Below are 13,944 nucleotides of genomic sequence, written 5' to 3' on the forward strand. Positions count from 1 at the left end.
CCGCGCGCTACGGCCTCGAATCCCCCTCCGACGTGGCGCGGGGTTCGGGGCCTGCCCCCTTCACGTAGCGGTCGAACCAGTCGATCCAGCGCGCCCACATGTCGAGGTTGTTCTCGATCGCGCGCGGCGTGTGCGACTCGAACGGATACTCGAACAGGGCGGCGGTCTTCCCGAGCCCGGTAAGGGCCTGGATCATTCGCCTCGACTGTATGGGATACGTGCCCGAGTTGTTGTCATCCGCCCCGTGGTACATGAGGAGCGGCGTGTTGATCTGGTCCGCCTTGAAAAACGGGGACATCTCCATGTACACGTGCGGCGCCGCCCAGATGTCGCGCGGCTCGGCCTGGAACCCCATCGGCGTGAGCGACCGGTTGTAGGCGCCGTCCCCCGCGATCCCCGCCTTGAAGAAGGGGGTGTGCGCGAGGAAGTTCGCGGTCGCGAAGGCGCCGTAGCTGTGGCCCCCGTGCCCGATCCGATCCATGTCGACCACGCCGAGGCCGTTGACGGCGCGGATCGCGGCGTACATCCCGTCGACCATGTTCGCGATGTAGTAGTCGTTGTAGTTCTCCCCCACGATCGGGATGTCCGGATAGACCAGCGCGTACCCCTGGGTCAGCCAGATGTCGGACCAGCGCAGCCACGTCAGGTTCGTGTACGCGTTGTGATTGCGGGCGCGGATCGTCGCGTTGTCGAAGTCGTCCTCGCTCCGGTACTCGCGCGGATAGGTCCAGAAGATGGCGGGCACCCGAGTGCCTTCGACGTAGTCGATCGGGAGCGACACCCGCCCCTGGATCTCCAGGCCGTCGCGGCGGGTGAACTCGAAGTCGATGCGGCGCGCGGCGGTCAACTGAGGGAACGGATCCACGTTCCGCGTCAGATTATCCATCCCGCCGTCCCGGGTCCACATGTAGCTGTCCGGGAAGGTGTTCTTCCCCTCCCGGCTCACGATCATGCGCTCCAGATCGGCGTCGAGCGGCACCAGCGGCTGGTCGAAGCTGTCGCGCGAACCCTCGAACAGCCGCTCGATGGCCCCGTCCGCGATCGACAGGCGGTCGACGAAGGGCTGCGGCCGGAAGTCCTCCTTCAGACCGTCGCCGCGCAGATACGCGCTCTCCCCGCCGGAAGACATCCACGCGTACTCGATCCCGTTCCCGGTCCGGGCCGTGAGGAGGTCGCCCGGAAGCTCGACCGCGTCGCCGGGGTCGTGGAACGGGACGAGGACGCTTCCCTCCGCGTCGCCGTCCCCCAGCGCGTAGTGCATCAGCGCGGCCTCGCCGTCCCGGCGCACCGCGGCGAAGGCGTGGCCGCCGTCCGCGGAATAGGTGACGGCCGAGATCCGATCGTCGCTCGTCGCGACCACCTCCGCGTCTCCATCGCCGAACGGGGCGCGCAGCAGCATGATGCGGTCGGGACGGTCGTCCTCCGTCTCCTCGTCCTCCCCCTCCTCGGCTTCCGCGCGCTGCAGGTAGGAGATCCCGCTCCCGTCCGGACGCCACGCCCGGTCTCGCGGGTCGTTGTCCGGCCCGCCGCCGCCGGAGCCTTCGCGCAGTTCGCGCGCCTCGAGCGTGGCGAGCACTTCTCCGCTCTCCACCTCCAGCACCTCGGTCACGCGCGGGAATCCGGTGTAGCTCGCGATGTAGGAGAAGGGGCGCGCCAGGCGCACCGCCATCACGTGACGTCCATCGGGACTCAGCGACAGCGACTCGTACATGCCCGGCTCGCCAATCGCGCGCGCGGGCCGGCCGGGCGCCAGCTCCGCGATCTGGCTCCGCGTGTAGTGCTCGAACAGATCGGCACCATGCGCGTCCTCGAGCAGGAAGGGCAACGTGCGGGTCGGCGTGGCCGTCGCGCGCGTGTGGCGGATGGTCGGGCCCGAGGGCAGCGCGGGAGGCGGAGGCGGGGGTCCGCGGTCCGCCGGCGCCGCGAGCGTGAGGATCGAGCCCGACGGCGTCCACTGCAGCATGCTCGAAGGCGCCGATCCCTGTCCCCGTGACGAAGTCCCGATCGTCGCGATCACCCGCGCGTCGCCGGCCGGCGTCACGCTGCCGTCGCTCGTGTCGGCGATCCAGACTTCGGTGCGTTCCTCAAGGTGCGCGAGGAAGGCGAGCCGGGAGCCGTCCGGCGACCACATGAGGTCGCTCACATGGATGCCCTCGGGCAGCTGTACGTCGGTGAAGGCGCGCGCGCTCAGGGAGTAGAAGCGGAAGCCGTACAGGCCGTAGATGTCGAGGTGCCATGGCCGGTCGGTGCGCGCCCGGATCTCCAGCATCCCGAGGCGCAGCGTCTCCTCCCCCACCTCCGCCAGCGTCGACAGCTCCGTCGAGAGCGGGACGACGAAGTGGTCGCCGTCCGGACTGATGTGGTCCAGGGTGGCGTAGTTGGGGTCGGTCGCGAACAGATCCTGGACGGTCTGGCCCGGGAGGATGTACGCGGACGGGATGTCCAGTTCCGGCGCCTCGTCGGACGCATTCTGGGCGGCGAGCGGCGACGCCGTTGAAACCGGGATCGCCAGCAGCAACAGCGCCGGCAGGACGGAACGAAGACGGCGGAAGACCCTCATGCTATGGCTCCTGGGGCGGAGTGGGAGGCCTGAGTATCCAAGCTGGACCACCCCGATGACGCTTCGCAAGCGGCACCCCAAAGGTTGGATTCTTCTACGCTGCGGACGAACCGCCAGGTGTCAGTTGTCTTCCGCTTCTTGCTGGACCCGCTGAAGAATCGCTCGGTCCAGCACGGACTGGACCGAGGGGCCGACCTTTCGCAAGCGGATCGCGCTCATGAATCGTAGGGCCCCTATTCGTACGAAGAGTTTGCCCAGGAACTCATCGGCGAAGCTGCTCGAGACCACGGATATGCCGTCGAAATCGACGTTGGCCGGGTATCCAGGGTACATCGACATGAGGTTCTCGAGCTTGGCCCGGGCCAGTCTCCCGGCGGACCTCGACCCGACCGAACCGGCTTCGTGCCTCACGACGAAGTTGAGCACGTCGTCTGTCTTGTCTTCGTAGCGATTCTCCACATAATCGCCTGTGTCCAGCCGATCACCTGCCCCAAGAGCGCGCCATAGCGCTTCCGGATCCGAGTAGTCCAGCCGGACAACCACGAGCGTGCCGACGACGAGGATCGTCTCCTCACGGGTGCCGAAATCGGAGCCGATACTCGCGTAACCGGAGTGGATCGCGAAGCGCCCGGTACCCACCCGTGACACCTGATGCGTGCCGAACAGGCCGTTCCCCTGCCCGAGATCCTTGTCTCTGGTGATGCCGCGCTCGATGGAGAGGTTGAGAGCCTCCGCGTCGGACATTCCGGCCCTCGTCGTCCTCATGGTTTCGGGGATTCCTTGCCCCGCATCGGCGACAACGAACTCCACCTGCTGCTTCTTGGGGTACTGACTCAGCTGCACAACTCCGCCCTGCGCCGAGTCGGCATGCTGAAGCACGTTGTCGGTGATCTCGTTCACCGTCCACTCGAACGCTGCCAGATTCGGACGCGTCAGGTCCGCGGGAGAGGAGAGCACCGCATCAACGATTCGGTTCACGATGTCGTCCTGCTCGGCAGGCGAGGTAAACCGCCGCGCCGGCATGACGTGGGTCGGTTCCCACGTCGATCTCTCAAACTTCTGCGGAGCCGCCATGTGCGCCCAGTTGGCGTTGAAGAACAGCCGTCGCAAGCGACGATCCGTCGGGCGAATCAGAGAGAAATTCACGTCCTGTTCGTCCCGCAGGCGGGCACACGTCGCCAACACGGCGAGCATCGGACCGGGGAAAGCGCTGGTCGTCCCGGAAAAATCCAGCGTGATGTCCGTGAACCCCTTGTCGCTCGTAACCTGGTGTACCGCCGCGAGAACGCGCCGGAACGAACCCAGGTTCAGGTCGCCCGCGATCCGAACCCGACCGTCGTCACGATCCACCTGTAGACTGCTCGGGTTCATGGCACCAATGTGGGAGGATGGACGGTCAACCCTGTGGCGGATTGGAACCGGCTGCGAATTTTGGGATTACCTGCGCCCGGGTCAACCTGCTTGGTCGAACCATGATAGGACGGACATGAAGAACCTGGTGAAGCTCTGCGCATCTCTCGGCGTCTGGTTGTGCCTCGGGTGCCGGCCGGAGGCTGCGTCGCTCACTGAAACGCATGCCTCGGCAATCCGGGACAGCGTGGCGGCCGCGCTGGATCGTTTCCGGGACCTCGGGGCGGCGGCGGACTGGGAAGCCGTCGGTGACTTCTATTCGGAGTCGCCGGCGTTCCGCTTCCATGAGAACGGGGAGTTGCGCTACCCGACGTCCGCCGACGTGCGCGCGGCCCTCGCCGAATTTCCGCCGGGGATGCGCACGGAGACGACGTACCGGGACACGGAGATCGAGGCGCTGGGGCCGGGACTCGCCCTCGTTCACGCCCTGTTCGAGAGCACTTTTTCGAGCGACGGCGGGTTCGAATTCAGTTTCGGCGGGGCCGTGACGATGCTGTGGGCGCACGAAACCGGTGGGTGGCGGATCCTCAACGGCCACTCTTCGGCGCCCGTGTCCCGCGAGGGGTGGTAACCCGTGGCGAGCCGCTAGACATGGTCGCTACCGAAGCGATCGATGGTCCCCGGGAAGCCGTCGAGTCGCTGGTCCAGCGGGGGATGGCCGCACGGCGAACGCGCCGTCCCGGCGAGGCGATGCGGCACATGAAGACGGCCGTCGCGCTTGCACGCGCCCACGATGAGCCCATCGCCCTCGCCCGCGCCCTGCACGGCCGGGCGAACGTCGAACGCGACCGGGGACGGCGCGACATCGCCCTCCGGCTCTACCGGGAGGCGGTCCCCCTCTGCCGGCGGGGGGACGACCCGTTCGTGCTCGCCCACACCGTACGTCACCTCGGCGATGTCCTGCGCGAGCTGGGCGACCTGGGCGAGGCGGAGCTGTGCTACGCGGAGGCGCTGGCCCTTTACCGGGCGCACCCGTCACCCCCGATGCTCGACGTCGCCAATGCGGTCCGACGTATGGCCATCCTCAGGGAGACGCGCGACGAGCGCGAGGAAGCCCGGGCGCTGTGGCGGGAGGCCCGCGAGCTGTACCGCGAGGCCGGCATCGAAGGCGGCGTATCGGAAAGCTCGGCCCACCTCGAGGGGCTCCGCTGAGGCACGCCGGCGTCCGCCCCCCTCCGTCGGCTCCCCCGCCGTCTTGCCAGATCGGCACGTTTGGACCACCCTGATTCGGAACAAGGGGTCGCACGGCGGGCGCAATCCGCCATCCGGGAATGCCGAAGGAGGACTCGCCAATGCTGCGGAATCACGGGCTGAACCGTCGGGCGTTTCTGAGGAGCACCGGAGCCACCGCCGTGCTGGGCGCCGTCGGCGCGCGCTCGGCGCTGGCGAGCGAGGTGGCCGCGACCCGGGCGGCCGCACCCGGGTTCGGCGCCGGCCGCGAGGACTTCGACTTCGATGAGATCTACGACCGCCGCGGGAGCGACTGCGTCAAGTGGGACCGCGCGATCGAGCAGTTCGGACCGGAGATCGAGGTCGGCATGGGCATCGCCGACATGGACTTCCGCGCCGCGCCCTGCATCACTCAGGCGATCGCCGAACGCTGCGGCCATGAGAACTGGGGCTACCAGCACCGCGACAGTTCGTTCACGGACGCCGTCGTGGACTGGAACCAGCGCCGCTACGACCTCGACATCGACCCTTCGACGATCGTCTGGACGTCGGGCGTCCACCCCGGGATCATCGCCGGACTTCACACCTTCGCCCCTCCCGGCAGCCGGGTCCTGATGACGACCCCCACCTACAACGGCTTCTACTCCGACCTGCGCTTCACGCGGACGATCGCCGAAGACAGCGAGATGAAGGTCGTCGACGGCCGCTACGAGATCGACTGGGACGACTTCGAGCGCCGGGTGCAGCGGGTGCACGCCTTCATCCTCTGCAATCCCCAGAACCCGACCGGGAACTGCTGGTCGGCGGAGGACATGACGCGGATGGGCGAGATCTGTCTCGAGCACCGCGTGCCGGTGCTCTCTGACGAAATCCACTGTGATTTCGTGATGAAGGGACAGGAATACACGCCGTTCGCCAGCCTCGACCGGAAGATCGCCGACAACAGCGTGACCTTCAAGTCCAACAGCAAGACGTTCAGCCTCGCCGCCAACAAGGTCGCCTGGTACTTCTCGACCAACCCCGACTTCATGGAGCGCCTGCGCCCGTACACGCGAGCGGATCTGAGCACGATCGGGATGGTCGCCGCCCGCGCCGCCAACAACGAAGGCGAGGCATGGCTGGACCAGCTCCTCGTCTACCTCGACGGCAACCACGACTTCACCGAGTCCTACATCGGCGAGAAGATCCCCGGCGTGGAGTACACGAAGGCGCAGGGCACCTTCCTCGCGTGGCTCGACATGAGCGGGCTGATGGACCGCATCGACGCGCAGGGGCAGGCGGACTACGAGAACCGCACCGCCGCGCAGCCGGTCGAGCCCGAGACGATCCTCCAGCGCTGGCTGGCCGAGAACGCACGCATCTATCTCAACAACGGGCCCAGCTACGGGACCGGCGGCGAGGGGCACATGCGGATGAACATCGCGACCTCGCGGCAACTCGTGCAGCGCGCCCTCGACAACCTGTCCGGCGCCATCGCGGCGCTGTAGACGGCGGCACCATAGACGGATTCGGACGCCTGACATGACGCGCGCCGTCGCCTCGTTCGACGTCACGGGATGGGACCAGGGCGAACCCGAGTCGGCCGCCGGAGGCCCCACTCTCTCGAGTGCGGTGGTCCGCAAGCAGTTCGGCGGGGACCTGGTCGCCGAGAGCGAGGCCCGGCTCATGATGTGCCAGGCCGACACGAGCGACATCTCGGCGGGCGCGGGCTACATCGCCAGCGAAGTCGTACGGGGGTCGCTCGCCGGGAAACAGGGCACGTTCGTGATGCAGCACTGGGGCCTCAGCGCGGACGGGCGCGAACAGACGGGCGGGCACGTCGTTCCCGGCTCCGGAACCGGAGATCTGAAGGGGCTGACGGGCTCGGTCGAGATCTCGGTCGACGGCGAAGGCGCCCACACCCTGACGATCGACTACGAACTCCCGGACGGATGAGCGCCATGTCGAGCGCCACGCGGCAGGCGCGACGCCTTGCCGACCGCTCCGGGTTTTGGCACCGTAACTACCATGCCGGTCCAGGTGCGCCGGTGTTTCTCCTGAGAGGGATAGTACGATGAAAAGATGGTCCATGGTCCTGACGGCGTTCCTCCTCGCCGCGACGCTCTCGATCGTTCCCGGGAGTGTCGAAGCGCAGTTCGACGAGGTCGGGTCGATCGACTTCCCGACCTCCGCCACCGGCGAGGCGCAGCAGCACTTTCTCCGCGGCGTGGCGATCCTGCACAGCTTCGGATGGAAGCAGGCCCGTGCGGAGTTCCACGCGGCGCAGGAGCTGGATCCCGACTTCGCGATGGCCTACTGGGGCGAGTCACTGGCGTACAACCACCCGCTCGTCTCGCAGATGGACGCGACGGATCCGCGCAAGGCGCTCCAGAGACTGGGCGCGACGCTGGCCGAGCGCGCCGCCAAGGCGCCGACGGAGCGCGAGAAGGGCTTCCTGGGAGCCGTCGAGATCCTGTGGGGCGAGGCGGACCACACGGAGCGCCGCGTCGGGTACATGGAAGCGATGCGCGATCTGTACGAAGCCTATCCCGAGGACTCGGAGATCGCGGCCTTCTACGCGCTGTCCCTGCTCGGGGCGACCGCGGCGACGCGCGATCTGAGCCAGCGCTGGAACGTCATGGCGGGGACGATAGGGCTCAAGCTGTTCAACCAGCATCCGATGCACCCGGGCGCGGCACACTACACGATCCACTCGTTCGACAACCCGATCATGGCGCCGCTGGCGCTCGACGCCGCCTATGCCTTCGCGGACATCGCACCCGCCGTCTCGCACGCGCGCCACATGCCGACGCACATCTTCATCCAGCACGGGATGTGGGATCGCGTGTCCGGCAACAACCATTCGGCCTATGGCGTCGCGCAGGAGTTGTGGCAGCCGGGCGACCCGGTGGGTGATGCCGTGCACGCGCTCGACTGGGGCCAGTACGGCGATCTGCAGCGCGGTGATTTCGAGAAGGCGCAGCTCTGGATGGACCGTCTCGGCGACATGGTCGACAACGAGGGGTTCGGGACGGCAAGCGGGGCGCGGGGCGCGGCCGGGATCGCGCGAGCGCAGGGCGCGGTCTCGCTGCTCAAGGCACGCTACATCGTCGACACGGAGGCGTGGGAGGTGCAGCCGATCACGGAGGACTCGCCGGCGCACGAACTCCTGGCGACCGGGCTAAGCGCCGCCCGCACGGGTGACCAGTTGATCGTCGCCGAGGCGGAAGCCGCGCTGGGCGAGCTGTCGGACGGCAGCGGCTACACGCACGTCATGCACAAGCAGATCGGGGCGCTTCGCCACGCCGCCATGGGCCACCCGGACGTGGCGACCGGCCTCATGGATGAAGCCGAAGCCGAGGTGATGACCATGGCGCCGCCGCGGGGCTCGGCGAGCCCGGTCAAGCCGTTGCATGAACTCTACGGCGAGCTGCTCCTCGACCTCGACATGCCCGACAAGGCGATCGAGAAGTTCGAGATGTCGCTGCAGCGCATGCCCAATCGCCCGCGTTCCCTGCTCGGCCTGGCCCGGGCGCACGCCGCCAACGGTGATGCGGCGATGGCCGCCGAAGCCTATGCGAAGGTCGCCGATCTGTGGCGGGGCCGGGGCCACGCCGGTGTGCAGGAGGCGGAGGATTACCTGACCCAGTCCATGAACGAGGGCAACCGCTAGTCGCTCCCCGCCGCCGGCGACGGCGAAGACTGGGCCCCGGGGCGCGAGCGGCAGCTGCGCGTCCCGGGGCCGCGTCTATCAGAAGATCGCGAGCAGATCCAGCACCGGGACGCCCATCAGGGCCGAACGGCCCGTCCTGACCTGTACCAGGATGTCGAGGGTCCGCAGGGGCCGGAGGTCCTCGGCCGCCGCCAGGAGTTCCGCGGGGACCGCCACATAGACGAGACCATCCCCCGGATCGGGCGCCCTCGCGAGCAGGAACGGTTCCCCCTCGTAGAAATCGATCCGCTCGGGCTCGGCCCGCTCCAGAGACAGGAACTGGACCGCCCACCGGAGCCTCGCTCCCGCGTAGTCATCCGGGTTCGCGCGCAGGGCGGCGGCCGAGACCCCGGCCACGACCGAGTCCGGATCCGCGGTCGCAAGCTGCTCGGAGCGGGCCCAGCCTTCGACGCGCACCCGCGTCCAGCCGCTCCGGCGCTCGACGACCGTGACGGGAGTCCCCGTCTCCACCGTCACGATCGTCCGCCCCTCCGGCGCCGCGTACAGGACGAGCGCGGCCTCGCCCGCCGTGATTTCGCTCCCCGGGGCGACGAGCGGAGGCGGTCGGCCGACCTCGCTCTCCGGCGGAGCGAAGGATGTCGCCGGCGCCCCGAGCGCGGCGTCCCGCACCCAGCCCGTTCGACGGACGCGGCTCCACTCCTCCCGGTCTTCCACCCGGTCCACCAGGAACCCCTCGAGAAGCAGCCCGGTCACGGGCCCGGAAGGCTCGTCCCTGAGCGGTTCGCCGCCCCGCGTGGCGATGAGCCCGTTGTGACCCTCGCGCGTGGACGCGGCGATCGCGGCGGATGGAACCCAGCCTTCGATGTCGACTTCCGCCCAGGACCCGTCGGTGCGGCGGACCACGACCCGCGTGCCCCGATTCAGCTCGGCGAGCCGCAGGCCGTCGGCCGTCTTCCGGAAGGTCTCGCCCTCGATGACAACCTCACGCACCTGCCCGGACATCTGAAACGGGAGGCAGAGCAGCGCCGCCGGGAGGAGGATTCCCGGCCGCAAGCGATTGCAACGAGACGTTTTTCTGGTAAGGACCCCGTCCGCCACCTACATTCTCCGCGCCGCGACCCCGTCGTGAGATCGAGATCTCTCTGATTCAGGAACCTGCTCGTCGAATATATGGAAGCCGCGTCAAACCAGTGTCAAACAGATTGAACCTCCGCCGGCGCAGCCGCCCGGTCGCGAGCCTCGTCGTCATCGGCCTGGCAGCGCTCGCGTCCTACCCCGCGGCCCTCGAAGCTCAGGCCGAACGCATCGACTCGCCGTTCCGCTGGCGCGAGAAGGGCTTCCGCGTCGGCCTGTTCGGGGGATACCACGCGGCGAACCGGGGCCGGCTCGAGTTCGGCCAGGGGCCGACGAGCGTGGCCGGCGCCAAGATGCGCGTGCGGGCGTCGAGCCCCCTGTCGCTCGAACTCGGCGCCACCTACGGCACCGCGAGCCGCTGGACACTGGACGTCAGCGGGGAGGGCGGGCCCGCGATCGTGGACACGGTCGCAGCGGGGTGGCTGCGGGCCGACGCCGGGGCGCAGATCGGCCTCACCGGAGCACGGACCTGGAACGGCATCCACCCCTACGGGATGATCGGAGGGGGGTTCGTGTTCGGCATCAACGAGGGCGCTTCGGAGGCCCTCGCCGATCAGGCACTCGAGCCGTTCCGCTACGACATCTCCACGGCGCCCCACATCTACGTCGGGCTCGGGTTCGAGATCTTTCCCTCGGAGAAGATCGGCATCGGGTTCGAGATCCGGGACTACCTCGTCCGCGTCACCGCCCCGGACGGGTATCTCTTCCCCGCGACCCTCGATCTGTTCGAGGCGTCGGGCGCCCCCGCACCGGAGGGGACGGTGTGGGGCCACAACCCGGAGTTCGGCATCTCCATCTGGTACTACTTCTAACCTTCTGGCGCCGAGGCCCGGCGGGAAGGCACCCGCCGTCGAGACGCGTCGGACCCGGGAGCGGGCGAGCATGAGCGACGCGGACTGGATCTCGTTCGAAGAGGCGCGTGGTCGCGTCCTCGCGGCCGTCTCGCCCCTCGGGACCGAGCGCGTGGCGCTGCCCGATGCGTTGGGCCGCGCGCTCGGCCGTCGCGTCTCCGCCCTCGTCGCGCATCCTCCGTGGGACAACAGCGCCATGGACGGCTTCGCCGTGCGATCGGACGATGTCCAGGGCGCGAGCCCGGAGCGGCCGGTCGTCCTCCCCATCTCCGACGATATCCCGGCCGGGGCCTTCCCTCGAGGGCCGCTCGAGCCCGGCTCGGCCGCGCGGGTGATGACGGGCGCACCGGTCCCCGCGGACGCGACGGGCGTGGTTCGTGTCGAGCACACGGATGGAGGCCCCGGACGGAGCGTGCGGATCTTCGACGACGCGGACGCTGCGCGGCACATCCGCTTGCTCGGTGAGGATGTGGAGGCGGGCGACACGCTCGTGGATCGGGGCGAAGAGGTCGGACCGGCGGCGCTCGCGCTGCTGGCCACGGCCGGCCTTCGAGAGGTTGAAGTGGGGCGCCGCCCTCGCGTCGCGGTGCTCGCCAACGGAGACGAACTGGCGGACCTGGACGAATTCGAGGAGGTACTCGCCAGCCGCAGGATCCTGAACTCGAACAGCTACGCGCTGGCGGCCCAACTCGCAGCCTCGGGGGCCGAACCGGTATCACTCGGCATCGCGCGCGACGATCCGGCTGACCTGCGGCGATGCCTGGAGCGGGCCGGCGATTGCGACGGGATCGTCTCCGCCGCGGGAGTGAGCGTCGGCGAACACGATTACGTGAAGCAGGTGCTCGACGAACTGGGCTTTGATCGCTCGTTCTGGCGCCTCCGGATGCGGCCCGGCAGCGCGACGGTCTTCGGTACGCTGGGCGGGCGGCCCTTCTGGGGGGTCCCGGGCAACCCGGCCTCCGCGCTCGTCACCTTCGAGACGCTGGTGCGTCCGGCCGTGCGGAAGATGGCCGGGTTCGCGCGGCCCTGCCGCCGGCCGATCGCGTGCGTCGCGGCGCGGGACGTCCGCGGCCCGAGAGATGTGGTCTCGTTCCTGCGCGTGCTCGTCGAGACGACCCGCTCCGGAGACCTCGTCGCTCGCCCGAGCGGACCGCAGGGCTCGGGCAACCTCGTTTCGATGCTGGCCGATGGGTTGCTCGAGCTGCCGCTCGGCACCGACGTGGTCCGAGCGGGCGAGCGGGCGCTGGTGATCCCCCTGCGGGAGTGGGCGAGTCCGCCCGGCTGAGGCGGTTTGTGGCCGGGCCGTCGGGGCGCCGGGTCAGACCCGGATGACCGCCGCCGCCATCGTGTAGCCTCCGCCGATCGACGTGAGCAGAATCGTGGCCGGATCGGGCACGGGCCCGTGCTTCCCGCGGAGAACCTCGTCGAGCGCGATGGCCACCGTCGAAGCCGACATGTTGCCGTAGTCGGCAATGTTGTGCACGACGCGCCCCTTCGTGAGTTCCAGCTTCTGCTCGAGCCCGCGGGTGATCCGCATGTTCGCCTGGTGCGGAATCACGAAGTCGACGTCCGACCAGCCCAGACCCGCCTTCTCGAGCGCCCGCTCGCCGATTTCGGCCATCTTGATGATCGCGTTTCGCACGATGCGAGGGCCGCCTTCCATGTGAAGGATCGGGATCCGGTCACCGTCCCTCCGCCAGCCCTGCCCCGCGAGGTAGAGCGGATCGCGGGTGAACTCTCCGGCTGCGGCCGGCGGCCCGAGCACACCCCGGTCGCCTTCACAACGCTCGAGCACGGCGGCCCCCGCCCCGTCGCCGAAGAGCACCGCGGTCCTGACGTCGGTGTAGTTCACGAGGCGGGTGAGGGCATCGCCCGAAATGACGATAACCCGCTCCGCCATTCCGCTCACGATGGCCGACCAGCCCGTGCCGATGCCGTACACGAAGCCCGCACAGGCCGCGTTGATCGTGAACCCGCCCAACTGCGGGTTCCCCATCTTCGTCGCCACCGTGCACGCCATGTTCGGCACCTCGTCGAACGGCGACACGGTCGCGACGTACAGCAGGTCGATCTCGTCGGGCTCGCGTCCGGCCGCCTCCAGCGCGGCGAGCCCGGCGCGGGCGCACATGTCCTCCGTCGTCAGGTCGCTCTGCGGTGGGATCCACCGGCGCGACCGGATGCCGGTCACCTGCCGGGCCCACCGATCGAACACCTCGGGAGCCGAGAGCCCGCTGGCCCCTTTGACGCCCCGGAGCGCGGACCGGGCCTGCTCGACGTCGAACGACGCGCGCAGGGTGCCCATCTCGAAGAGCTGGAAGTTGTCCACGGCATCGGGCGGCAGGTAGCTCCCGGTCCCCGTCACTGCGGCAGTCACTCTGGCTGCCAAGGGCGTTCCTTCCCCGGTGGATGGGAGAATTGGATTGGAGAGTCCGAGAGTATACGGCGGGGACGGGGAGCGTTGCCAGCCCGCCGCCAGGGGCTGCTAGGAGACGGAAGCGGCCATGAGGAATCGTTCGGCCGCGGAGCGGGCGGCTTCGCTCAGGGCTTCCGTCGGACAGCGGCGGGCCGGCAGCGCCCGTGCGCACTCCCGGGCGGCCGCGCGGGACCAGCACTCCGCCGGCTGCCCGTCGCCGCATTCCCGCACGAGGAGCTTCACGCTGGCAGGCAGGCGGAGCACCGCGTCGCTGTCCAGTTCCTCCGACACGGCGTAACGGACCAGGTCCTCGGCCAGCCCCAGTTCGACGCCGGCATCGAGCAGTTCCTCGAGCGAGACGACGACGATCGCGAAGTCGCCCGACCGATCGCGCACGAGCGTGGTCAGGAGCCCGCGCGCCACGCCGCGGCGCATCGCATCGGCCGCCTTCTCGAGCGCGATCGGCTCGGCGCCGGGACCCACGACCGCCGCCGCGGCCCGTAGTTCTTCGGCGAAGGTGTCCACCGCGGCGAGGACGACCTCCGGGGCCATCCGCTTGGCGACGCCCTCCATCGCCTTGTCGATGAGGAGGCCGCGGGGGAGCCCGTCGCGCACGCCGGCCTCGATGACGGAGAGGGTACGGGCCGCGTAGACCGCGCCGAGGTGCTGGCTGAAGCGGGCTCGCGCGTCCTGCCCCGCCAGCGGGCCCGCCACCAGCAGCGCCGCGACGAGGAGCAGGGCCCTGGCCACAAGC

12 protein-coding genes are annotated in these 13,944 nt (G+C 69.2%); 7 read left to right on the top strand and 5 right to left on the bottom strand.

Translation table 11 applies throughout. The features are described 5' to 3' along the window. Positions 1–7 precede the first annotated feature (7 nt). Positions 8–2,560, bottom strand: a complete 2,553-nt coding sequence (locus ACPXY0_RS11905) for an alpha/beta hydrolase family protein (protein ID WP_423924809.1) — start codon at positions 2,558–2,560, stop codon at positions 8–10. A gap of 120 nt (positions 2,561–2,680) precedes the next feature. Next, a complete protein-coding gene (locus tag ACPXY0_RS11910; protein ID WP_423924811.1) occupies positions 2,681–3,910 on the bottom strand; it encodes an STAS-like domain-containing protein in 1,230 nt (409 codons plus the stop codon). Positions 3,911–4,046: 136 nt separating this feature from the next. On the opposite strand from ACPXY0_RS11910, the gene ACPXY0_RS11915 reads away from it, so the two are divergent. The 5 genes from ACPXY0_RS11915 to ACPXY0_RS11935 all read left to right on the top strand — a co-directional run bounded on the left by ACPXY0_RS11915 (position 4,047) and on the right by ACPXY0_RS11935 (position 8,792). After that, positions 4,047–4,541, top strand: coding sequence for a YybH family protein (locus ACPXY0_RS11915; RefSeq protein ID WP_423924813.1), 495 nt, complete (start codon positions 4,047–4,049; stop codon positions 4,539–4,541). A 20-nt stretch (positions 4,542–4,561) separates the two neighbouring features. Continuing rightward, a complete protein-coding gene (locus tag ACPXY0_RS11920) occupies positions 4,562–5,122 on the top strand; it encodes a tetratricopeptide repeat protein (RefSeq protein WP_423924815.1) in 561 nt (186 codons plus the stop codon). 140 nt (positions 5,123–5,262) lie between these two features. Then, on the top strand, positions 5,263–6,627 hold the full coding sequence (locus ACPXY0_RS11925; RefSeq protein WP_423924817.1) for an aminotransferase class I/II-fold pyridoxal phosphate-dependent enzyme: 1,365 nt from the start codon (positions 5,263–5,265) through the stop codon (positions 6,625–6,627). Between the two features lie 34 nt (positions 6,628–6,661). Then, positions 6,662–7,075: a DUF3224 domain-containing protein gene (locus tag ACPXY0_RS11930; RefSeq protein ID WP_423924819.1), complete on the top strand. Its 414-nt coding sequence runs from the start codon at positions 6,662–6,664 to the stop codon at positions 7,073–7,075. A gap of 118 nt (positions 7,076–7,193) precedes the next feature. Continuing rightward, positions 7,194–8,792, top strand: coding sequence for a hypothetical protein (locus tag ACPXY0_RS11935; protein WP_423924821.1), 1,599 nt, complete (start codon positions 7,194–7,196; stop codon positions 8,790–8,792). Between the two features lie 78 nt (positions 8,793–8,870). Here ACPXY0_RS11935 and ACPXY0_RS11940 read toward each other — a convergent pair whose 3' ends face one another. After that, entirely contained in the window at positions 8,871–9,845 is a 975-nt protein-coding gene (locus ACPXY0_RS11940) for an SH3 domain-containing protein (RefSeq protein ID WP_423924823.1), read from the bottom strand. A gap of 137 nt (positions 9,846–9,982) precedes the next feature. Between ACPXY0_RS11940 and ACPXY0_RS11945 the strand changes: the two genes are divergently transcribed. Both ACPXY0_RS11945 and glp read left to right on the top strand, forming a co-directional pair. After that, positions 9,983–10,738 (top strand): hypothetical protein, encoded by a 756-nt coding sequence (locus ACPXY0_RS11945; RefSeq protein ID WP_423924824.1) that lies wholly within the window; start codon positions 9,983–9,985, stop codon positions 10,736–10,738. Between the two features lie 70 nt (positions 10,739–10,808). Continuing rightward, positions 10,809–12,062: a gephyrin-like molybdotransferase Glp gene (gene glp, locus ACPXY0_RS11950; protein WP_423924826.1), complete on the top strand. Its 1,254-nt coding sequence runs from the start codon at positions 10,809–10,811 to the stop codon at positions 12,060–12,062. Between the two features lie 33 nt (positions 12,063–12,095). Here glp and ACPXY0_RS11955 read toward each other — a convergent pair whose 3' ends face one another. Both ACPXY0_RS11955 and ACPXY0_RS11960 read right to left on the bottom strand, forming a co-directional pair. Continuing rightward, positions 12,096–13,163 (bottom strand): 3-oxoacyl-ACP synthase III family protein, encoded by a 1,068-nt coding sequence (locus ACPXY0_RS11955; RefSeq protein WP_423924828.1) that lies wholly within the window; start codon positions 13,161–13,163, stop codon positions 12,096–12,098. Positions 13,164–13,259: 96 nt separating this feature from the next. Beyond that, positions 13,260–13,940 carry a hypothetical protein gene (locus ACPXY0_RS11960; protein WP_423924830.1) on the bottom strand — a complete coding sequence of 227 codons (681 nt, stop codon included), beginning with the start codon at positions 13,938–13,940 and terminating at the stop codon, positions 13,260–13,262. Between the last annotated feature and the right edge of the window lie 4 nt (positions 13,941–13,944).

The organism is Candidatus Palauibacter sp. (assembly GCF_965237495.1).
GTDB lineage: Bacteria > Gemmatimonadota > Gemmatimonadetes > Palauibacterales > Palauibacteraceae > Palauibacter.

Bases quoted from the DNA above. Each gene is read 5' to 3' on its own strand.
- ACPXY0_RS11905 (WP_423924809.1), bottom strand. From the start codon at position 2,560: ATGAGGGTCTTCCGCCGTCTTCGTTCCGTCCTGCCGGCGCTGTTGCTG.
- ACPXY0_RS11915 (WP_423924813.1), top strand. From the start codon at position 4,047: ATGAAGAACCTGGTGAAGCTCTGCGCATCTCTCGGCGTCTGGTTGTGC.
- ACPXY0_RS11920 (WP_423924815.1), top strand. From the start codon at position 4,562: ATGGTCGCTACCGAAGCGATCGATGGTCCCCGGGAAGCCGTCGAGTCG.
- ACPXY0_RS11925 (WP_423924817.1), top strand. From the start codon at position 5,263: ATGCTGCGGAATCACGGGCTGAACCGTCGGGCGTTTCTGAGGAGCACC.
- ACPXY0_RS11930 (WP_423924819.1), top strand. From the start codon at position 6,662: ATGACGCGCGCCGTCGCCTCGTTCGACGTCACGGGATGGGACCAGGGC.
- ACPXY0_RS11935 (WP_423924821.1), top strand. From the start codon at position 7,194: ATGAAAAGATGGTCCATGGTCCTGACGGCGTTCCTCCTCGCCGCGACG.
- glp (WP_423924826.1), top strand. From the start codon at position 10,809: ATGAGCGACGCGGACTGGATCTCGTTCGAAGAGGCGCGTGGTCGCGTC.